Source organism: Streptomyces sp. NPDC005151, assembly GCF_053599875.1.
In genome coordinates this window covers 1-21,299 of record NZ_JBSFYR010000005.1, presented here as the reverse complement: position 1 = coordinate 21,299, position 21,299 = coordinate 1, and the positions used below count along the sequence as shown (strand labels likewise).

The window sequence follows — 21,299 nt, the reverse complement described above, 5'->3', positions numbered from 1 at the left end:
GCCCGGCCGCAAAGGCCGGGCCCCGCAGTGCGACCTCCCACGGCCGGCTCGGTGACCATGGCGCGAAATACGCATTCCGTGGAGAAAACCCTTTGCTTCGACCAGGTCCCCCGGGTGAACCTTGCACGGTTTGAGTCAGTCACCGAACAAACCGATCCTCAGAACCATGGGACGTCATGCACATTCGCGATCTTCCGTACTCGGATCCTGGCGATCCCGATGTCCGGTCAGGCCCACGCTTCCTGGTCTGGCTCGGCCGCAACCAGATCCGCGGACAGCTCAAGTCCATGTCCTGGGGCCTGCTGCACCAGTGCTCCATCGCCGGGCTGCCGCTGGCCGTCGGCTTCGCCGTGCAAGCCGTCGTCGACCGTTCCGGCAGCCGGCTCGCGCTGGCCGGCGGGCTGATCGCCGTCCTCGGTGTGCTGATCGCGGTCGGCGACACCATGCTCCACCGGACCGCCGTCACCAACTGGATCACCGCCGCCGCCCGTGTCCAGCAGCTCCTGGCCCGCAAGACCGCGGAACTCGGGTCCGCACTGACCCGCCGGGTCGCCGCGGGCGAGGTCGTCGCGGTGTCCACCGGCGACGTCGAGAAGATCGGCTGGTTCGTCGAGGCACTCTCCCGCTTCGCCGCTGCCGCCGTCGCTCTCGTGCTGATCTGTGTCGGACTCGTCCTCTATCTGCCGTCGCTGGGGGCGCTGGTGGCACTCGCCATGCCGCTCCTGGCACTGGCCGTGCTGCCGCTGCTCCCCCGCGCCACCCGGCGCGCGGACCTCCAGCGCGAGAAGGCCGGAAAGGCCACCGAACTGGCGTCGGACACCGTGGCCGGGCTGCGGGTGCTGCGCGGGATCGGCGGCGAGGAGCTGTTCCTCGGCCGCTACCGGCGTGCCTCGCAGGAGGTCCGCAGGGCGGCCGTCCGCAGCGCGCAGATGTGGTCGCTGATCTCGGCGATCCAGGTGCTGCTGCCGGGCGTGCTGCTCATCTCGCTGGTCGTGTACGGGGCGACGCTGGCCCGCGACGGCCGGATCGAGGTCGGCCAGCTGGTCACGGTGTACAGCGCGGCGACGCTGATGCTGTTCCCACTGCGGCACGTCGAGGAGATCGCCATGGCGTACTCCTTCTCACGGCCGTCCGCCAAGCGGGCCGTGCGCGTGCTGTCGCTGCACCGCACCGCCGAGCCGTCGACCGTCGACGTGGTGCCGTCCGGTGATCTGTACGACCCGGTCACCGGGCTGATGGCCCCCGCGGGCAGGTTCACCGCGGTGGTCTGCGGCGACCCGGACGAGGCCGGCCGACTGGCCGAACGGCTCGGCGGGCACGCCGAGCCGGCCGCGGAGCAGGACACGACGGACGACGCTCCCGAGGGCTCGCCGTCGCCGGAGAAGAACCCGTCCGTCCTGCTCGGTGGCGTACCGCTGGACGAGCTGTCGCGGGCGGCCGCCAGGACCGCGGTGCTGGTCCAGGACAAGGACCCGGTGCTGCTATCCGGGACGCTCCGGGAGCTCCTGGACGTGCCGTCGTCCGGCCAGGTGACCGCTGAGGAGGCGCTTGCCGCCGCCCAGTGCGGTGACGTGCTCGACGCGCTGGCACAGGCCTCGGTGACCAGGGACGGCGATCCGATGACGACCAGGATCACCGAGCGCGGCCGGTCGCTCTCCGGCGGCCAGCGGCAGCGGCTCGCCCTGGCCCGCTCCCTGGTCACCGATCCGGAAGCACTGGTTCTCGACGAGCCGACGTCCGCCGTCGACTCGCACACCGAGGCCCGGGTCGCCGCCGGTATCAAGGCGCTGCGCCAGGGTCGTACGACCGTCGCGTTCGCCTCGTCGCCACTGCTGCTGGACCTCGCGGACCGGGTGGTGCTGGTGCACCGGGGCACCGTGACAGCGGTCGGTACGCACCGCGAACTGCTGCACACCGAACCGCGGTACCGGGCGGTCGTCACCCGGGAGACCGACGACGAGATCGTGGCACTGACCGCACCGGACGAGATCGACGGGATCAGCGAAGTCAGCGGGATCAAGGCGATCGAAGAAATCGAAGAGATCGAAGGAATCGAGGAGAGGACATGATCGGCGTCGCACAACCGACGTACGACCCGGCCGCCCCGGAGTCGGCGACAACGCTGCCGGTCGGCACCCCCACCACCGTACGCAGCTACGTACGGGACCTGATGCGGCGCCACCGCAAGCCGTTCGCCGTACTCATCTCGGTCAACGCCGTCGCGGTGATCGCCTCGATCGTCGGGCCGTATCTGCTGGGCGGACTGGTCGAGGACCTGTCGAACGGGGTCGCCGACCTCCATCTGGAGCGCATTGCCGCGGTGTTCGGGCTCGCACTGCTCGTACAGACCGTGTTCACCCGGATGATGCGGCTGCGCAGCGCGATGCTCGGCGAGGAGATGCTGGCCGATCTGCGCGAGGACTTCCTCGTGCGGTCGGTCGGGCTGCCGCCGGGCGTGCTGGAGCGGGCCGGGACCGGTGATCTGCTCTCCAGGATCACCACCGACATCGACCGGCTGGCCAACGCGATGCGGGAGGCCGTGCCGCAGCTGGCGATCGGTGTGGTGTGGGCGGGGCTGCTGCTCGGTGCGCTCACCGTGACCGCTCCCCCGCTGGCACTCTCCGTACTGGTCGCGCTGCCGGTGCTGATCCTCGGCTGCCGCTGGTACTTCCGCCGGGCGCCGTCCGCGTATCGCTCGGAGGCCGCCGGTTACGCGGCGGTCGCCGCGATGCTGGCGGAGACCGTGGACGCCGGACGGACGGTGGAGGCGCACCGTCTCGGCGCGCGCCGGGTGGCGCTGTCGGACCGGCGGATCAAGGAGTGGACGGCCTGGGAGCGGTACACGCTGTTCCTGCGTTCGGTGCTTTTCCCCGTCATCAATGTCACGTACGTGACGATCCTCGGCACGGTGCTGATGCTCGGCGGCTGGTTCGTCATCGAGGGATGGCTCACCGTCGGACAGCTGACGACGGGTGCCCTGCTGGCGCAGATGATGGTCGACCCGATCGGTCTGATCCTGCGCTGGTACGACGAGTTGCAGGTCGCGCAGGTGTCGCTGGCCCGGCTGGTCGGCGTGCGGGACATCGAACCGGACGCGGGCGACACGGAGGTCGCCCCGGACGGCCGGGACGTCCGGGCGGACGGTGTGCACTTCGGCTACCGCGCCGGCGTCGACGTGCTGCACAAGGTATCCCTCGACCTCGCCCCGGGCACGCGCCTCGCGCTGGTCGGCCCGTCCGGTGCGGGCAAGTCCACGCTCGGCCGGCTGCTGGCGGGGATCTACGCCCCGCGCAGCGGTGAAGTCACCCTGGGTGGTGCGCAGTTGTCACAGATGACGGCGGAGCAGGTGCGTACGCATGTGGCGCTGGTCAACCAGGAGCACCATGTGTTCGTCGGTTCGCTCCGCGACAACCTGCTGCTGGCGCGTGACGGCGCGCAGGACGCGGAGCTGTGGGCGTCGCTCGCCGCGGTCGACGCGGACGGCTGGGCCAAGGCGCTGGGCGAGGGTCTGGACACCGAGGTCGGTTCGGGCGGTCTGGCCCTGACCCCGGCGCAGGCGCAGCAGATCGCCCTGGCCCGGCTGGTGCTGGCCGATCCGCACACGCTGGTGCTGGACGAGGCGACCTCGCTGCTGGACCCGCGGGCGGCCCGGCATCTGGAGCGCTCGCTGGCGCGGGTGCTCGACGGCCGTACGGTCGTGGCGATCGCGCACCGGCTGCACACCGCGCATGACGCGGATGTGATCGCGGTGGTCGAGAGCGGCAGGATCAGCGAACTGGGCAGCCATGACGAGCTGGTTGCGGCGGACGGCGCGTATGCGGCGCTGTGGCGGTCCTGGCACGGCTGAGCGGAAAGGGCGGCGACGGTCCAGGATCCGCGAGTCCGCTGACAATGGAGGTGCCCCGTTGACAGTAGATTGGCAAAAATCGACGACTCAGAGTGAGCCGGGCATTCCCGGCCCCCAGCCGGGCCGGTTCCTGGGCCGGGCCCCGCGCCATGCCGCCGGCTCCCGGACCCTCGAGATCCATGGCCGGGGGTTGACAGCTGCTTGGCTGGGAGCATGCACGAGGTCGTTTTAGCTCGATCGTGTGACGGTCGGTTGATGGGCTTGCGGTGGGCCGGGAAGACCGCGCTAGCCTGACTGGGCGAGCTGGGACACCGGGTGCGGTGCCGGCGTGCGGGGCCCCTGCTCCACCAGCGAGATGGTTCAGGGCCTCCCCGTCGCCACTGACCGCACCCATCTGGCCAGGTCGTGAGGGACTCCGCCCTTCCGGGACCGGACCACGGACAGGATCCGTGTCGCCGCCCGGAAGTGAAAGCGGACGACCAGTGCGCCCAAGACCGTTCGGGGCGCGCCAGTGCGCGGACTCACTTCCGCTCACTGCCAAGGAACGGTGTCCACTCCCAGAGATCCGCCTCACCCGGGCCACTGGCCTGATGCATGATCGGGATGCCCGTCGCTGCGGGGGGCCGGGGGCTGTTTGTCGACCGACACGCGGCGGTGTGGCGCGACCGTGGTGCCGCTGGGGTGCTCGCTGGGAGGCTCGATGCCCAGCAGGCGGTAGACGGCGGCGCCGTCGACGGTCTCGTGGTCGAGGAGCAGGTCGGCGAGCTTCCGCAGCTGTTCGCGACGAGCGGTGAGCAGCACGGTGGCGTGCTGTTCGGCCTCACGGACGAGCCGGGCGACCTCGGCGTCAATGGCTGCCTGGGTGGCCTCGGCGAAGGGCCGGCTGGAGACTGCCGGGCCGCCGCTGCCCAGGAACACCGAGCCGCCCTGCGGGTAGCCGATGGGGCCCAGCTTGGGGGACAGGCCGAATTCGCGGACCATCTTGGTGGCCAGCTCGGTGGCTCCGGCCAGGTCGTTGGCTGCTCCGGTGGAACCCTGACCGAGTTCGACGAGTTCGGCCGCGCGGCCGCCGAGCCGTACGGTGAGGGTCTGGGTGAGGTGATCCTCGCCGTACAGATGGCGTTCCACCAGGGGCAGTTGCTCGGTGACGCCGAGGGTCTGCCCGGCGGGCAGGATGGTGACCTTGGCCACCGGGTCGGCGTGCGGGGACAGGGCGGCGACCAGGGCGTGGCCGGCCTCGTGGACGGCCACCGCGTGCTTCTCGGAGGGCAGCAGCACGTTGGAGCCCTCGCGGCGCCCCAGCAAGATCCGGTCGCGGGACCGGTCGAAGTCGTCGGCGGTCAGGACCTCGCGGCCGTCACGTACGGCAACGATGGCCGCCTCGTTGGCCAGGTTGGCCAGGTCCGCGCCGGAGAAGCCGGGGGTGCCGCGCGCCACCAGGTTCAGGTCGGCGTCCGGGCCGAGGCGTTTGTCGTGGCAGTGCACGGCCAGGATGGCGGCCCGCTCTGCCAGGGTGGGCAGCGGGATGACGACCTGCCGGTCGAAGCGTCCGGGGCGCAACAGGGCCGGGTCGAGGACTTCGGGCCGGTTGGTGGCGGCGAGTACGACGATGCCTTCGGCGGCCTCGAATCCGTCCATCTCCGACAGCAATTGGTTGAGGGTCTGCTCGCGCTCGTCGTTGGAGACCATCGCCCCGGATCCGGCGCGCCTGCCCCCGAGGGCATCGACCTCGTCGACGAAGACGATCGCGGGGGAGCGTTTGCGGGCTTCCGCGAACAGGTCCCGTACGCGGGCCGCGCCCACGCCGACGAACATCTCGACGAAGCTGGATCCGGCCACCGACAGGAACGGCACGGCGGCCTCCCCAGCAACCGCTCGGGCAAGCAAGGTCTTACCGGTGCCGGGCGGGCCGACCATCAGTACCCCGCGCGGCGCCATCGCTCCGGCGCGGCGGTAACGCTCGGGCTGGCGCAGGAAGTCGACGACCTCGGCGATCTCCGCCTTGACACCCTCGTAGCCTGCGACGTCGTCGAAGGTCGTCTGCGGGCGCTCCGCGTCGAAGACCTTCGCCTTGGACTTGCCCACGCCCATGGCGCCCTGCATCTGGCCCATCGCACCGCGGGACATACGCCTGAAGAACCAGACGATGAACAGGAACGGCGCCAGGATCAGCACCCAGGACAGCAGCCGGGAACCGGCAGAGGGTGACGTGGAGGGCGTGGCAGCGGTGACGGTGACCTTGTTCGCCTCGAGTCGGTCCAGGAGCCGGTTGCCTGCCAGCTGGACGGGGATGACGGTCTTGAAGTGCTGCCCGTTGTCGAGCGTGCCGCCGGCCCGGCCGTCGTTGGCGATGGTGACGGCCTTGACCTGGTGGGCGTCCACGTCGGTGAGGAACTTGGAGTAGGTGAGGTCCACCTTCGGGGGCTCGGGGGAACGTGTCATCGGCAGTGCCACCCACAGTCCGGCAGCCATCAGGATGGCGAGCAGCCACAGCCAGTGGCGCCAGGCGGGCGGTGGCGGTTGCGCGGTGGGGGTCGGCCGGTCGCCCGGGGGCGGCGGATCGGCCTGCTTGGTCATGGCGACCTCCGTACGCTGTCAGCCCTGCGGCATACCGCGGTGCCTGCGTGTCCTTCCCGATGATCGGGTCGAAGCCGCCGGCCGCCTGCAGCATCACGCCGCGGCTGCGGGCACCGGCGACGACCGCAGCCGTCGGCGGGCGCTCGCCGCGGGTCCCTGATCTCCGCCTTCCGTTCGGCGGCATGGGCGGCTTCCTCCTTCGCCGCCGTGCCCGCACCGGTCTGCGGCTCGGCCGCTGTCCTGCGCGCCAGTCCCGCGGTGGCGGCCCGGTCCACGCCGCCGAGGGGAGCGCCCTTCCCGGGACCCGGCTCGGCGGCCGGGGCGACCGGCAGCGTGCCGCGCGTCATGTTCATCCCGCACACGAGCCCGAACGAGCCCACCTGCCAGGGGCTGAGACGGACCGTGGTCCGCTCGGAAGCACGCAGCGCCGCGCTCACCCGCAGATCCGGGACAACGCCCCGGGCGGTGCAATCCCTGGACTCCTGCCGGTCGGGGACCGGCTCGAGCGGCACGCCCTGGCGGACCCGGATCGGATGCGGGGTGCAGCCGCCGCGGACCGTCACCCGGACCCGCCGCGCCCCGCCCGCCACCCGTGTGGTGCGGGCGCGGCGCGGCCCGTAGAGGAACCGGCCCAGCCCCGCGATCAGAACGGCGGCGGCCGGCATCACAACGGCTTCGGCGACACCCATGGCAACTCTTCCTCCCTACGGGAAGGCACCTTTCATCCTCTCTCATCCTCGTCTTTGCCACCCCGCCAGAAAGGGGTCCACCGGCCCCCCTGCGGGGCCCTCCGGCCCCTGTTGCCCGCGACCGGGGCCGGAGGAGACGCGCCGACGACGGCCGCGTCGGTGGGGGTGGGCCCGAGCGGCGCCCCTCTCGCGCCGCTCGGCCCGTCGGCAGGCACGGTGCCGGCCAGGAAGCGGTCGGCTGCGATGTCGTCGCGTACCGGTTCGGTGTCCAGGTCGGGGAAGGCCCTTCCTTGTGTCCGGCGTGTCCGGCCCACCGGACGTCCTTGATCCCCCGGCGGCCGGGTGGGGTGCTCAGATGAAGTTGAGGGCGGCCGCCCCGCCCACTCCCCCGAGCACCATGAACGCGGGCATCAGCACCTTCAGCTCCACCCAGCTGCCTGCGCGGAACCGCATGCCCTTCGGCGGCCCGATCGGGTACCAGCGCTTGCGGCCCAGCGGGATCGGCCACAGGATCGGGCAGCCGGAGACGGTCAGCGCGTCGCCGATGTCATGGACGAGGGCGCCGAGGATGATCGGCAGCCCGAGCCAGAGGTACTCCTGGCCGGGGGCGCCGAAGAGCCAGTCCGAGCCGTTGCCCGGCTTGTCGAGGACGCCGGCCAGTATCCAGGCGCTGGTCGCTCCGAGCAGCCACACCAGGACGTCGCTGGACATCCGGGCGGCCCGCCACAGCAGTCCTTCGACGGCGAGCACGAGGTGGACGAAGAGGATGGCGAGGACCGCCCACCGGCCGCCGGTGATCGCTGCGGCGGAGGCCCCGGCGCCGATCAGCACCGCCCAGAGCCAGGTGTGCGTCAGAGTCCGGTGACCGCCGTTGCGGCGCGGGTCGCCGGAGCCCCTGGTCGCCTTGTAGACGGCGTGCGAGAGCTTGTCGACGATCTCGCAGAGTCCGCGGGAGACCGGTCCGAAGGCGCGCGAGATGGTCGCGGACTTGTGGTCGAGATCCGGGGCGAGCGCGGCGCCCGCGGTGATCAGTGCGCCGACGACCAGGACGGGCCACGGCATCGTATGGCCCGCGGCTGCCGCCGCCGCGCCCACCCCCAGCCAGGCCGCCGCCCCGGACAGCGAGTGTGCCGGTCCCATCATGGTTCTTCCGCCCCCAAAGTTTGTCCGGCCGCCATCGCCGTTGCGATGCGGCCGAGTTGAGTGGGAAGCGTACCGTTCGTGATCTTCGTATGGTCGTCCGGTTCCCGCATCCGGGCGGAAGGCAGGCAAGATGGGGGCGTGACCCTTATCGATCAGCTGCCCCCGACCGACGACCCGGACGCCCTCTTCGAGGCCTTCTCGTCATGGACCGAGACCCAGGGCATCACCCTCTACCCTGCTCAGGAGGAGGCGCTGATCGAGGTGGTCTCCGGGGCGAACGTGATCCTTTCCACCCCCACGGGCTCCGGAAAGAGCCTGGTCGCGGCGGGTGCACACTTCACGGCCCTGGCCCAGGACAAGGTCACCTTCTACACCGCCCCGATCAAGGCGCTGGTCTCGGAGAAGTTCTTCGACCTGTGCAAGCTGTTCGGTACGGAGAACGTCGGGATGCTCACCGGCGACGCCTCCGTCAACGCGGACGCCCCGGTGATCTGCTGCACCGCCGAGGTGCTGGCCTCCATCGCGCTGCGCGACGGGAAGTACGCCGACATCGGCCAGGTCGTGATGGACGAGTTCCACTTCTATGCGGAGTCGGACCGCGGCTGGGCCTGGCAGATCCCGCTCCTGGAGCTGCCGCAGGCCCAGTTCATCCTGATGTCGGCGACGCTCGGTGACGTCAGGATGTTCGAGGAGGACCTGACCCGGCGCACCGGCCGTCCCACCTCCGTGGTGCGCTCGGCGACCAGGCCGGTCCCGCTCAGCTACGAGTACCGGCTGACCCCGATCACCGAGACGCTCACCGAACTGCTGGACACCCGGCAGTCGCCGGTCTACATCGTGCACTTCACGCAGGCCGCGGCCGTCGAGCGGGCACAGTCGCTGATGAGCATCAACATGTGCACCAAGGAGGAGAAGGAGAAGATCGCCGATCTGATCGGCAACTTCCGCTTCACCACGAAGTTCGGCCAGAACCTCTCCCGCTATGTGCGGCACGGCATCGGGGTGCATCACGCGGGCATGCTCCCGAAGTACCGGCGGCTGGTGGAGAAGCTCGCCCAGGCGGGTCTGCTGAAGGTGATCTGCGGTACGGACACGCTCGGCGTCGGCGTCAACGTCCCGATCCGTACGGTGCTGTTCACGGCGCTCACCAAGTACGACGGCACCCGGGTCCGTACGCTGCGCGCCCGTGAGTTCCACCAGATCGCCGGCCGCGCGGGCCGGGCCGGCTTCGACACGGCGGGCTTCGTCGTCGCGCAGGCGCCCGAGCATGTCATCGAGAACGAGAAGGCCGTCAAGAAGGCGGGCGACGACCCGAAGAAGAAGCGCAAGGTGGTCCGCAAGAAGGCCCCCGAGGGCTTCGTCGCCTGGTCGGAGACCACGTTCGACAAGCTGATCCAGTCCGACCCGGAGCCGCTGACCTCCCGCTTCCGGGTCACGCACACGATGCTGCTGTCCGTGATCGCGCGCCCCGGCAATGCCTTCGAGGCGATGCGGCATCTGCTGGAGGACAACCACGAGCCGCGCAGGGCGCAGCTGCGGCACATCCGCCGGGCCATCGCGATCTACCGCTCCCTGCTGGACGGCGGCGTCGTGGAGCAGCTCGACAAGCCGGACGAGGAGGGGCGCATCGTGCGGCTCACCGTCGATCTCCAGCGGGACTTCGCGCTCAGCCAGCCGCTGTCCACGTTCGCGCTGGCCTCCTTCGACCTGCTGGACGCCGAATCGCCGTCGTACGCCCTGGACATGGTCTCCGTCGTCGAGTCGACGCTCGACGACCCGCGGCAGATCCTCGCCGCCCAGCAGAACAAGGCGCGCGGCGAAGCGGTCGGCCAGATGAAGGCGGACGGTGTCGAGTACGAGGAGCGGATGGAACGGCTCCAGGACGTCACGTACCCGAAGCCGTTGAGCGAGCTGCTGTGGCATGCGTACGACGTGTACCGCAAGAGCCACCCGTGGGTGGGCGACCACCCCGTCTCGCCGAAGTCCGTGATCCGGGACATGTACGAACGGGCCATGACGTTCACGGAGTTCACCTCCAACTACGAGCTGGCCCGCACCGAGGGCATCGTGCTGCGGTATCTGGCGGGCGCGTACAAGGCGCTTGAGCACACCATCCCGGACGACCTGAAGTCCGAGGACCTGGAGGATCTGATCGCCTGGCTCGGCGAGATGGTCCGGCAGGTGGACTCCAGTCTCCTCGACGAGTGGGAGCAGCTCGCCAACCCGGAGGTGGAGACGGCCGAGCAGGCGCAGGAGCGGGCCGACGAGGTCAAGCCGGTCACCGCCAACGCCCGCGCCTTCCGGGTGCTGGTCCGCAACGCGATGTTCCGCCGGGTGGAGCTGGCCGCGCTGGACAAGGTCGCCGAGCTCGGTCAGCTGGACGGCGAGGCGGGCTGGGACGAGGACGCGTGGGGCGAGGCGATGGACGCGTACTGGGACGAGTACGAGGATCTGGGCACCGGCCCGGACGCCCGCGGTCCGAAGCTGCTGAAGATCGACGAGGACGCCGCGCACGGCCTGTGGCGGGTGCGGCAGACGTTCGCCGACCCGAACGGCGACCACGACTGGGGCATCAGCGCGGAGGTCGATCTGGCGGCCTCCGACGAAGAGGGCCGGGCGGTCGTCCGGGTCACCTCGGTCGGCCAGCTGTGAGCGTGACCGCCGTGACGACGGCACCTTTGCGAGAGTGGAGACGAACGGCATGACGAACCCCGCCGAGCGCCTGGTCGACCTGCTCGACCTGGAGCGGATCGAGGTCAACATCTTCCGGGGGCGCAGCCCCGAGGAGTCGCTGCAGCGGGTCTTCGGCGGCCAGGTCGCCGGGCAGGCGCTGGTGGCGGCCGGCCGGACCACCGACGGGGACCGGCCGGTCCATTCGCTGCACGCGTACTTCCTGCGGCCGGGCCGACCCGGCGTGCCGATCGTCTACGAGGTCGAGCGGGTGCGGGACGGGCGGTCGTTCACCACGCGCCGGGTCACCGCCGTGCAGGAGGGCCGGACGATCTTCAATCTGACGGCGTCCTTCCACCGGCCGGAGGAGGCGGGCTTCGAGCACCAGTTGCCGCCCGCCCGGACCGTTCCGGACCCCGAGCAGCTGCCCACCGTCGCCGAAGAGGTGCGCGAGCATCTCGGGGCGCTGCCGGACGCGCTGGAGCGGATGGCCAGACGCCAGCCGTTCGACATCCGGTACGTGGACCGGTTGCGCTGGACGCAGGAGGAGATCAAGGACGCGGACCCGCGCAGCGCGGTCTGGATGCGTGCGGTCGGCCCGCTGGGCGACGATCCGCTCGTGCACACCTGCGCGCTGACGTATGCGAGCGACATGACGCTCCTCGACGCGGTCCGTATCCCGGTGGAACCCCTGTGGGGGCCGCGCGGTTTCGACATGGCGTCGCTGGACCACGCGATGTGGTTCCACCGTCCGTTCCGGGCCGACGATTGGTTCCTGTACGACCAGGAGTCGCCGATCGCGACGGGCGGGCGGGGACTGGCGCGCGGCCGGATCTACGACCGGGGCGGCAATCTGCTGGTGTCCGTGGTGCAGGAGGGGTTGTTCCGCCGGCTGGGCACGTAGCCCGGCTCAGGTCCCGGGCAGGGGGTCCTGTTCGACCTCGTGGCGGCGGGTGCGGATGTCCGGCGCGGCAGGGTGCAGTTTGGCGTCGCAGGCGGGGCCGAGCCCGGTGCGGCGTGATTCCCTGCCGGTGAGCGGGCGACCGCACAGGCGGCAGCGGACCGGACGGCGGCCGGTCGCCCGGTCGGGCTCGGCCGGGGCGTCGATGTCGGACCCGGGGAACGGCTCAGGATTCTCCACGAATCGATCTTCTCAAGACCGCGGTCCACCGATGCCACGGCCGTGGTCGGACCGTACGGTCCCGCGCACCGCACGGGCTGTCCTGGCGAGCACGTCGCCCGGGGACGGATCTGTACCCCCTGTTCGGCACGCGGCGTGTCCTCCGCCGCTGCGGCGCCGGCCCCGGCCCGTTGGCTCACCAGATGATGCCGGAGACCGGGGCTACCCGTGATAATCGGAGAGGGGCAGCACACGTCCGGGCGGTGGGGCGCCTGCGGCAGTCAGGAGAGTCTTCGATGCCCCAGGACGCCACGTCGGCCCACCGCGCCGCGCCGCACCTGACACCCGAGGAGCGGGCGGCCGCCGGAAAGGCCGCCCGCCGACGCACCCCCCGTTCGAGCCACGCCGCGTTCGCACCGCCGGCCGACCGGCCCGACCCGATGGGCATCCTCGAGGCCCAGTCCGCGACCAGGGTTCCGGAGCTCGTCCCGATCCGTCACAGCCGGATGGCCGAGTCGCCGTTCCGCTTCTACCGGGGCGCCGCCGCGATCATGGCAGCCGATCTTGCCACCACCCCCGATTCCGGGATCAGGGCCCAACTGTGCGGAGACGCACATCTGTTGAACTTCGGGCTGCTCGCCTCCCCGGAACGGTATCTGCTCTTCGACATCAACGACTTCGACGAGACGCTGCCGGGCCCCTGGGAGTGGGACGTCAAACGGCTGGCGGCAAGCCTTGTCGTCGCGGGGCGGGCGAACGGCTTCACGGAGCGGGAGAGCGCCGACATCGTGTCGGCAGCGGTGCGGTCGTACCGCGAGTCGATGATCCGGTTCGCGGGCATGCGCAACCTGGATGTGTGGTACACGAAGACTGATGTGGAACGCCTCCGGACCGTGGCGTCGCAGCAGTTGGCGAAACGTGGCCGCAAGAACCTGGACCGTGCCATGGCCAAGGCCCGTACCCGGGACAGTCTGCAGGCCTTCGGCAAGCTGACCGAGGAGGTCGACGGGCGGCTCCGGATCGCCGCGGATCCGCCCCTGCTCGTACCGCTCGCCGATCTGCTGCCCGGTGAGGAGCGCGATGCGACGATGGAGTGGTTCCGCGAGCTGATCGGAAGTTACGCGCTGAGTCTCCCGTCGGACCGGCGGTTCCTGCTCCGGGACTTCCGGCTCGTGGACGTGGCCCGCAAGGTGGTCGGGGTCGGCAGCGTCGGCACGCGGTGCTGGATCATCCTGCTGCTCGGCAGGGACGACCGCGATCCGCTCTTCCTCCAGGCCAAGGAGGCCGGGACCTCGGTGCTCGCCCCGCACGCCGGCCCCGGCGCGTACCGGAACGAGGGCGAGCGGGTGGTCGCCGGGCAGCGGCTGATGCAGGCGGCGAGCGACATCTTCCTCGGCTGGGAACGCACGGAAGGGATCGACGGGCGGCGCCGCGACTTCTACGTGCGGCAGCTGCGCGACTGGAAGGGCGCCATCGAGCCGGAGCCGATGGTGCCGGTCGGGATGCGGACGTTCGGTGAGGTCTGCGGCAGCACCTTGGCCCGCGCCCACGCGAGGTCCGGCGACCGGATCGCCATCGCCGCGTATCTGGGACGCGGCGACTCGTTCGACCGTGCGATCGCGCAGTTCGCGGAGACGTACGCCGACCTGAACGAGCGGGACCACCAGGCTCTGGTCGACGCGGTCCGCGCGGGGCGGCTGCCCGCGTCCGAGCCGAACGGCCCGGTCGCAGCCCGGCGCGCACCAGAAGCTCCGACGACGAGAAGACCATGACCATGTCGGCCAAGTCCGCCGGAGCGTCCTCACGGCGCCACCCGATCCCCTCGCCCTCGTCCGTTCCCGTCGGTGCGTGGGACTGCTGCTGACGGCGGCGCTGCTCGGAGTCCCGATCCCGGCAGTGGCCTTCGGTTTCCTGGCGCTCACGCATGGGCTCGCTCCGGCTCGCCGCGGAGCCCGCCACCGTCCCGCACGGACCGCCCACCGGTCCGCTGCCGTCAACGTGCTCTTCAGGGACCGTGACGTGTCCTTCACAGGCGGGTGCAGCCGGACCGGCCCGGCTCCGGCGGGGTCCCGTCGCCGAACGGGCGGCCCCCGAGCTGCTCGCGGTGGTGCGGTGTCCCCCAACCGGAGAGATCGGGTCCCAGGGGCACGATGCCGGTGGGGTTGATCCCCGTGTGGACTCGGTAGTAGTGCTGCTTGATGTGGTCGAAGTCGACCGTGTCGCCGAATCCGGGGGTCTGGAACAGGTCCCTGGCGTAGGCCCACAGCACCGGGTACTCGGTCAGTTTCGAGCGGTTGCACTTGAAGTGCCCGTGGTAGACGGCGTCGAAGCGGACAAGCGTGGTGAACAGCCGGATGTCCGCTTCCGTGAGAGTGTCCCCGACCAGATAGCGCCGGTCCGCGAGGCGTTCGGAGACCAGGTCGAGCCGGCGGAACACCGCGCGGTACGCGGCCTCGTACTCGTCCTGTCCACAGGCGAATCCGGCCCGGTAGACGCCGTTGTTCACATCGCGGTAGATACCGTCCATGACTTCGTCGATCTCGTCCCGCAGCCGTTCGGGGTAGAGATCGGGGGCCCCGGACCGGTGCAGCGCGGTCCACTCGGTCGCGAAGTCCAGGGTGATCTGCTGGAAGTCGTTGGTGACGAGCTTCCCGCTGGGTACGTCCACGATCGCGGGCACGCTGACGCCACCGGGGTAGCCGCGTTCGCGCGCGTCGTACGCCTCGCTCAGGTACGCGATGCCGAGCACCGGGTCCCGGCCGCCCTCGTCCAGGGTGAAGCGCCAGCTGCGGTCGTCCTGGATCGGGTCGGCGACAGCGAGCGACAGGGCGTCTTCCAGGCCCAGGAGCCGCCGGGAGACGAGTGCCCGGCTCGCCCAGGGGCAGGCGCGGCTGACAACCAGCCGGTAGCGGCCCGCCTCGACCGGCCAGCCGTCCCTCACGTCGGCCGTGATCCTGTCGGCGAAGTGGCTCCTGGACCGTTTGAAGGTCGTGCGTCCGTACGCTGCGTTGCCGTGCGGCTCACTGCCGGTCGGGTTGCTCATGGTGTTCTCCCTTCCGGTCGGACGGACCGGGGTCGGACAACACGTCGTCCGTATGTCTTCTGCCCCGCCGGGAGGCCACCACATCGGCCAGTGCCACCACGAGTGCCCCCATGACGAAGGTGACGGAGACGACGAGCCCGAGGTCGAACGCGGTGGTCCAGCCCTTGGAGGCCAGCTGGGCGAAGAAGACGGAGCCGACTGCGGCGATCCCGATCGCGGAGCCGACGCGCTGCCCGGTCTGGAGCGTGCCTCCAGCACTCCCGCCGCCGACCACCGGCACCTGGGACAGAGTCAGGGTCAGGTTCGGAGCGATGACAAGGCCGCTGCCCACACCCGCCAGGAGCAACGGGGCAGCCATCGCCCAGGCGACGCCGCGGCCCGGGACGACGTGAACAGCGAACACGGTGGCCCCGAGTCCGACGACCACCATGGACAGCCCCACAACGACCAGCGGTCGGCCGTAACGGTGGACCATCCGGCCACCTGGTCCCGCGGCGGCCGCCGCCCCCAGAGCGAACGGTGTGATGGCCAGTCCGGCCTGGAGGGCGGTGCAGTGCAGGCCGGCCTGCAGATAGAGCGTGCTGATGAAGAAGATCGAGGTGAATCCGGCGAAGTACAGCAGGCTCAACAGACAGCCCAGCCAGTAGGAGTGCAGCCGGAACAGCGACAGGTCGAGGACCGGCACGGTGCCGCGTCTGCCGCACCGGAACTCCCAGCCGACGAAGGCGGCGAGCAGAGCCGCGGCCACGGCCAGCAGCAGCCACTTCTCGTTGCCGGGCCACTGCTGTTCCTGGACGAGGGGCAGCAGCAGGGCCAGCACGCCCGCGCCGAGAAGGAGGACGCCGACGGGGTCCAGGTCGCGCGGCCGTACGCGGCCGGCGGACGGGGTGTCCGGCAGGAGGCGCCGGGCGAGCAGGAAGCAGACGACGCCGAGCGGCAGGTTGACGTAGAACACCCAGCGCCAGCCCTCGGCCGGTCCGGCCGCCTGGATCAGCAGCCCGCCCAGCAGAGGGCCGACGGCGGTCGAGACAGCGACCACCGTGCTGAACATGCCGAAGGCGCGGCCCCGGTCCCGGCCGGAGAACATCTGCTGGATCAACGCGGAGATCTGCGGCGAGATCAAGGCTCCACCGAGGCCCTGAATCACTCGGGCGACCACCAGCCAGAAACTGGTCTGGGCGACTCCACAGGCTGCCGACGCCAGCGTGAACAAGGCCAGTCCCGCCAGGAACACCACACGGCGCCCCCGGGCGTCGCCGAGGCGTCCGGCGGGGATGAGAAGGAGTCCGAAGGCGAGGGAGTAGCCGGAGAGAATCCATTGCAGATCGGATTCCGGGCTCCGCAGGCCGTTCCGGATGGACGGCAGGGCGACGTTGACGATGGACACGTCCAACAGCGTCATGAAGCCCGCCACCAGGCACACACCAAGTGCCTGCCAGCGGCGGGGGTCGGGCGCCGGGGCCGCCCCGCTCCCCGCCGCACCTTCGATGGACGTTGCGCTCTCCGGCATGATTCGCACCTTAGGCGGCGCGTCCGGGTTCCTCATGTCCGACAGGGCCGACTGCCGTAATCGTCGCCGTCCCGGAGAAGGTGCCGGCCGGCCGGGCACGCCCGGGTCAGGCCGTCAGACCCTCGCCCGCCTCTCGGTGCATGCCCGTGCACAGCGCCCAGACGATGAAGATGTTGACGGCGACCAGCACCATGGCCCACAGGGGGTAGTAGGGCACCCACAGGAAGTTGGCGATCGCGCCGAGGCCGGCGACGAAGACACCGAAGTAGCGCGCCCAGAGGGCTCCGCTCAGCACGGCGCAGCCGGCGAGGACGATGACGATGCCGAGAATGAGGTGGACCCAGCCCCAGCCCGACAGGCTGAACTCGAACACGTAGTGGCGTGTCGCGAGGAACAGGTCGTCCTTGGCGATGGCCGAGATCCCCTCGAGGATCGCCATCGCTCCGCCGAAGATCATCAGGGCTGCTGCCAGGACGGTGATATCGGATGTCGGCGCGTGCGTGGGGCTCGGCTTGGCGGGGCCCGCTTTGGGTCCGGCGGTGTCACTGGCCATGTCAGCCTCCTCGGGTGGCTGAGCCGTCGGGCCGGCCGAGCGGGCCGGACCGGGCGTGATCCCCCGTCCCAGCGTGACACGGCGGCTCTCCGTCGGCACTCCGGCCGACGGCACCCACGTCGTAGCCTGTTCGTACGCCCCCAGCCTCCACCGAGCCCACCTCTGTGCGCTCCCCCGCAGTCGTGAATGCGGCGATCCGCGCCTTGTGGGAGCGGTCTGGTGGGCGGCTGTCGCCAGACGGTGCGGCGGCGTATGAACGGCTGCTCGTGGAGTGGGCGGCCGCAGTCCGGGCCGGCGTCGTCGAGGCGGCGTGACCTGCGGCTGATTGTCAGTGCCGCCCGCGCCCTGCGGCCTCCCAAGATCCTCCAAGCCCCCACGTTGCTGGATGCCGAACTGAGCACATCGGCTCTGTCGCAGATCTTGTGATGCCGCCAGATAGAGTCGTCGAGCAGATTGAGAGGTGTGACCGGTGAGTTCAACAGGGTTGTGGGTGGTCGGTGTCCTCCCTGACGAGGAGGCCCGGACACTACCGGATCGCTACATCCATCTCGTACGGCCAGGCGACTGGCAGAGGCCGCCGGGTTTTGGCGAGACGCTTGCGTGGTGGTCGAACGGCGGCGACCGAGAGCCCTTCTTCGAGCACCCCGCGGACCCTTCCGGACCCTTGATACCCACGCCGACCGCCCGGCGATTCGCAGAGTTCTTCAACGACGCCAACTCGACTACCGAGGCGGTGGAGGCCATGCGGGACGCGAGCATGACGCTCACGCCCGAGGCAGAGGGCGCCGGTCTGTTCGTCGCGACTGCCCGCAAGGCGAACCCGGCCGCTGCCCTGTGCTACGGCCTCGGCGCAGAACGATCGGCGATGCTCCCAGGCTGGTTTGGCGACTTCCTGCTGTCCGCCGAGGAGGTTCGGACCGCCCTGCCCCGAGCTGAGGAAGCCCTCCACCTCGCCACCACACAGCGAAGCGAGGTCCTCAGCCGGATCACCGCCTGGATGACCGAGATGGGCGACGCACCCGACTTCGATGCGGCAGAGCTCATCGACGCGCCACTGCGGGTTCTTCGGTTCGCCGCGGAGACCGGATCCGGCGCTACCGCTTTCAGCCGCTGGCACTGACCGCGGAACCCGTGATCGGCTCCTGAACGCACGAAGCGGTGTCATCACCCATCCCACGTGAGTGCGTAACGTCATAAGATCAGCGACAGAGCCCATTCATCCGTACCTGACTGAGCACTTCAACGCGTTCGCGGACATGAAGCGAAATACGACCACCGCCCCGCTCGGCATGCCGACTTTCGGCCAGACCACCGACGCAAGCAGGCCTACGGCATGACCGAGTATCTGCGGCACAGATCAATCAAAAAGGCGCCGCCAGGTCAGCCTCGCGCAGCGGAACGATGCCGACTCAACGCCAGCAGGGGTTTCGACTCGGCAGGAACGTTCCGAACAAGGACTCGTACTCCTCGCCGGTTTCGACCGTCAATACATGATCTGGTTTGGTGCTGGCTACCGCATCGCGCAGTCGGGTCAGCAACACCGGAATCGGTGCCAGTTCGAGCGACAGCGCCGTCGCGACTTGGATCCGCTGCGCGCCGATTCCTGGACGGTCCTCCGCCAGGTCTCGCTCCAGGTGTTCGGCTGCGGTCTGCATCGCGGCCAGTTCTCCGCCGCCGGAGAACTTCAGGCAGTCCCACCAGCACGGCAGGCCCACCAAGATCTCCAGTGCTTCGGAGAGGCTTCCGCCGACAAGGCCGGCCTGGCCCTCGGAGCTCGCATACAGCACTGGGCGAGTCGTGCTGCGATCGCCGCACAGAAAGAAGGTCCCGCCGGTGAAGTCGCCGGCAATGCCGTCCAGCGGAAGTCCGGACGACAGGCTGACCGGCTCTCCGTGGTCTCCGCGAGTGAGGTCGAACTCACAGACCGACCAAAGCAGTTCGGCGAGGCCACGGTCTTGGCGGATCAAGTCCAGAATGCTGTCAGAGCTGCTCACGGCGCGGACGATAGCAGGAGGTCCGTTCACTGTCGGGTTCGCCGGCCTCCGTGACGCTCTTCGGCAGCGTGGCGGCGGAGCATCTGGAATCCGCCGCACGGGAGTTGGCGAAGCTTCCGATGAACCTGCGGGCTTGACGTGCTTCCCGGTCTAAAGTCCGGGGATTCCTGCCACGGTCGGCTGACCGTTTCGGTGGCTTCCTGCTTCAACGCGCTGTGCCGGGACTTTCGTCCTGGTCCTACCTGCGCTCTGCGAGGCGTTTAGCCTGTCCGCCCGTCCGGCGGCCAGGGTGTTCTTGGATGCGTTGTCGTCCCGGTCGTGGACGGTCCCGCACGCGGCGCAGGTCCATGTCCGGATGTGGAGGGGTTTGGGGCCGTCCTTGACGCCGCACGTCGAGCAGACCTGGGAGGTCGGCTCGAAGCGTCCGATCTTCCCGAAGTACCGGCCGTGCAGAGCCGCCTTGTACTCCAGCATGGTCACGAACGCCGACCATCCGGCGTCGTGCACGGACTTGGCCAGCCGGGTCCGGCCGAGACCGGACACCGCAAGGTCCTCCACATACACCGCTTGGTTGTCGCGGATGATGCGGGTGGAGGCCTTGTGGTGGAAGTCCCGGCGGCGGTCGGCCACCCGGGCGTGCTGCCGGGCGACCTTGATGCGGGCCTTGGTCCGGTTCTTCGATCCCCTGGCCTTGCGGCTGAGGTCCTTCTGCAACCGTTTGAGTTTCTTCTCGGCGCGGCGCAGGAACTTAGGGGAGGAGATCTTGGTGCCGTCGGACAGGACGGCGAACGTGGACAGTCCCAGATCGATGCCGACCTCGGCGCCGGTTGCAGGCAGGTGGTCGGGGTCGGTGTCCACGACGAAGCTGATGAAGTACCGGCCCGAGGAGTCCTTGGTGACGGTGAGAGAGGTCGGCGCGGCCGGCAGCGGCCGGGACCACGTGACCTTGATGTCACCGACCTTGGCCACATACACCGTGCCGTTGCGCTTCAGGGAGAAGGCGTTGGCGTTCAGACGGATGGACTGCCGGGAGTCCTTCTTCGACTTGTACCTCGGCGGGGCGGCCCTCGGGCCTTTGCGTGTGCCCTTGAGCGAGTCGAAGAAGTTCTTGTAGGCGGTGTCCAGATCCCGCAGGGACTGCTGGAGAACGACAGCCGACACCTCGGCGAGCCAGGAGCGTTCGGCAGTGCGCTTGGCCTGCGTGATGTGCACCTTGGACAGCACGGCAGAGACCACATACGGCAGCCCTGCCGCGTGCGCTTCCCTGCGGGCGCGCAGGCAGTCGTTCCACACCACACGTGCACACCCGAAAGCCCGGGCCAGCGCGACGCACTGGAAGACATTCGGATACACACGGTAGTTGTACCGGAGCTACATGTAAGCGACCGTACTAGCGTTGGCCTCATGGACACAAATGACGGGCTGGGGCGCGGCACGCACCCAATCTCGGTGTCGGTCCCTTTGATGTGTAGGCAGTCCCGGTCTTCTGTGGGCATGGGCGGCGCCGTCCCGGTCTTCTGTAGGCGCGGCGCTTGTGGCACTTCTCCCGTCGAATCGCCTGGTCAGTGGCGACCTGGGGGGTCTGCATGGCTGCGAGCGCGCAGGTTTCGGAGACACCGGGAGACTTCGACGTCGAGTACACCGACTCGACCGGGGAGCGGTGCCGTGGACCCCTGAGCAGGTTGTGGCCGGTCCGGTTCGAAGTGGTGCGGCCCGCGCGCGGGTTCCCGGTTCGCCGGGGCGGGGGCAACTGGTGCGGCTGGTACTGGTCGGCAACATGCGGAGGGCATGTGGGCTACGAGTCCTGGCTGGAGCGCGACCGGCTGATACTGCTCGACTTCGATCCGATGGTCACGAGGGTGGCTTCGTGCCCTTCCAGCTGTCGTGGACGGGGCCGGATGGGAAGACGGTCCGGCACACCCCGGACTTCTTCGTGCGCCGCTTGGACGGGACGGGCTTGGTGGTGGACGTCCGACCGGATAACCGGATCGAGCCGCGGGATGCGATGAAGTTCGCCGCGACCGCTGCGGCATGCAGGCTGGTGGGCTGGGACTTCGCGAGTAATTGTCAATACCTGTGGATGCGTCTTCTGAGTGCCGTGTCAGCGGGCAGGAGCCCGGTGAACTGAGGACGCCTTGCGAGCCAGGATCTGA

Annotated in this window: 15 protein-coding genes and 1 pseudogene; 7 read left to right on the top strand and 9 right to left on the bottom strand. The window is 69.9% G+C overall.

Annotated elements, in window-relative coordinates:
- Positions 1–176: 176 nt before the first annotated feature.
- A complete protein-coding gene (locus ACWD6R_RS04685; RefSeq protein ID WP_451817377.1) occupies positions 177–2,069 on the top strand; it encodes an ABC transporter transmembrane domain-containing protein in 1,893 nt (630 codons plus the stop codon).
- Entirely contained in the window at positions 2,066–3,847 is a 1,782-nt protein-coding gene (locus ACWD6R_RS04680; RefSeq protein WP_451817376.1) for an ABC transporter ATP-binding protein, read from the top strand. The genes ACWD6R_RS04685 and ACWD6R_RS04680 overlap by 4 nt, the downstream gene beginning before the upstream one ends.
- Before the next feature lie 570 nt (positions 3,848–4,417).
- Here ACWD6R_RS04680 and ftsH read toward each other — a convergent pair.
- The 3 genes from ftsH to ACWD6R_RS04665 form a co-directional block, all read right to left on the bottom strand.
- Entirely contained in the window at positions 4,418–6,424 is a 2,007-nt protein-coding gene (ftsH, locus tag ACWD6R_RS04675) for an ATP-dependent zinc metalloprotease FtsH (RefSeq protein ID WP_451817375.1), read from the bottom strand.
- Positions 6,421–7,113, bottom strand: a complete 693-nt coding sequence (locus tag ACWD6R_RS04670) for a cupredoxin domain-containing protein (protein WP_451817374.1) — start codon at positions 7,111–7,113, stop codon at positions 6,421–6,423. The genes ftsH and ACWD6R_RS04670 overlap by 4 nt, the downstream gene beginning before the upstream one ends.
- 351 nt (positions 7,114–7,464) lie before the next feature.
- Complete coding sequence (locus ACWD6R_RS04665; RefSeq protein ID WP_451817373.1) at positions 7,465–8,256, bottom strand: metal-dependent hydrolase; 792 nt, start codon at positions 8,254–8,256, stop codon at positions 7,465–7,467.
- A 138-nt stretch (positions 8,257–8,394) separates the two neighbouring features.
- Here ACWD6R_RS04665 and ACWD6R_RS04660 point away from each other — a divergent pair, with 138 nt between their 5' ends.
- Together ACWD6R_RS04660 and ACWD6R_RS04655 are read left to right on the top strand one after the other, a co-directional pair.
- Positions 8,395–10,908: a DEAD/DEAH box helicase gene (locus ACWD6R_RS04660; RefSeq protein WP_451817372.1), complete on the top strand. Its 2,514-nt coding sequence runs from the start codon at positions 8,395–8,397 to the stop codon at positions 10,906–10,908.
- 49 nt (positions 10,909–10,957) lie between these two features.
- The gene (locus tag ACWD6R_RS04655; protein ID WP_451817371.1) at positions 10,958–11,830 is read left to right on the top strand and encodes an acyl-CoA thioesterase; all 873 of its coding nucleotides are present in this window, start codon (positions 10,958–10,960) and stop codon (positions 11,828–11,830) included.
- Positions 11,831–11,836: 6 nt separating this feature from the next.
- On the opposite strand, the gene ACWD6R_RS04650 is transcribed toward ACWD6R_RS04655, so the two are convergent.
- Complete coding sequence (locus ACWD6R_RS04650; RefSeq protein ID WP_451817370.1) at positions 11,837–12,067, bottom strand: DUF6011 domain-containing protein; 231 nt, start codon at positions 12,065–12,067, stop codon at positions 11,837–11,839.
- Between the two features lie 275 nt (positions 12,068–12,342).
- On the opposite strand from ACWD6R_RS04650, the gene ACWD6R_RS04645 reads away from it, so the two are divergent.
- A complete protein-coding gene (locus ACWD6R_RS04645) occupies positions 12,343–13,818 on the top strand; it encodes a DUF2252 domain-containing protein (protein ID WP_451817369.1) in 1,476 nt (491 codons plus the stop codon).
- 254 nt (positions 13,819–14,072) lie between these two features.
- On the opposite strand, the gene ACWD6R_RS04640 is transcribed toward ACWD6R_RS04645, so the two are convergent.
- The 3 genes from ACWD6R_RS04640 to ACWD6R_RS04630 form a co-directional block, all read right to left on the bottom strand.
- Complete coding sequence (locus ACWD6R_RS04640; RefSeq protein WP_451817368.1) at positions 14,073–15,089, bottom strand: glutathione S-transferase family protein; 1,017 nt, start codon at positions 15,087–15,089, stop codon at positions 14,073–14,075.
- The gene (locus ACWD6R_RS04635; RefSeq protein WP_451817367.1) at positions 15,067–16,599 is read right to left on the bottom strand and encodes an MFS transporter; all 1,533 of its coding nucleotides are present in this window, start codon (positions 16,597–16,599) and stop codon (positions 15,067–15,069) included. Before ACWD6R_RS04635 ends, ACWD6R_RS04640 begins: the two co-directional genes overlap by 23 nt.
- Before the next feature lie 106 nt (positions 16,600–16,705).
- The gene (locus ACWD6R_RS04630) at positions 16,706–17,056 is read right to left on the bottom strand and encodes a DUF7144 family membrane protein (protein WP_451817462.1); all 351 of its coding nucleotides are present in this window, start codon (positions 17,054–17,056) and stop codon (positions 16,706–16,708) included.
- 565 nt (positions 17,057–17,621) lie between these two features.
- Between ACWD6R_RS04630 and ACWD6R_RS04625 the strand changes: the two genes are divergently transcribed.
- Positions 17,622–18,272: a hypothetical protein gene (locus ACWD6R_RS04625; RefSeq protein ID WP_451817366.1), complete on the top strand. Its 651-nt coding sequence runs from the start codon at positions 17,622–17,624 to the stop codon at positions 18,270–18,272.
- Positions 18,273–18,561: 289 nt separating this feature from the next.
- On the opposite strand, the gene ACWD6R_RS04620 is transcribed toward ACWD6R_RS04625, so the two are convergent.
- On the bottom strand, positions 18,562–19,146 hold the full coding sequence (locus tag ACWD6R_RS04620) for a hypothetical protein (RefSeq protein WP_451817365.1): 585 nt from the start codon (positions 19,144–19,146) through the stop codon (positions 18,562–18,564).
- 150 nt (positions 19,147–19,296) lie between these two features.
- Positions 19,297–20,517, bottom strand: a pseudogene (locus ACWD6R_RS04615) (RNA-guided endonuclease InsQ/TnpB family protein); the annotation flags it as partial.
- Between the two features lie 496 nt (positions 20,518–21,013).
- Here ACWD6R_RS04615 and ACWD6R_RS04610 point away from each other — a divergent pair.
- A complete protein-coding gene (locus ACWD6R_RS04610) occupies positions 21,014–21,274 on the top strand; it encodes a TnsA endonuclease N-terminal domain-containing protein (RefSeq protein ID WP_451817364.1) in 261 nt (86 codons plus the stop codon).
- Positions 21,275–21,299 lie beyond the last annotated feature (25 nt).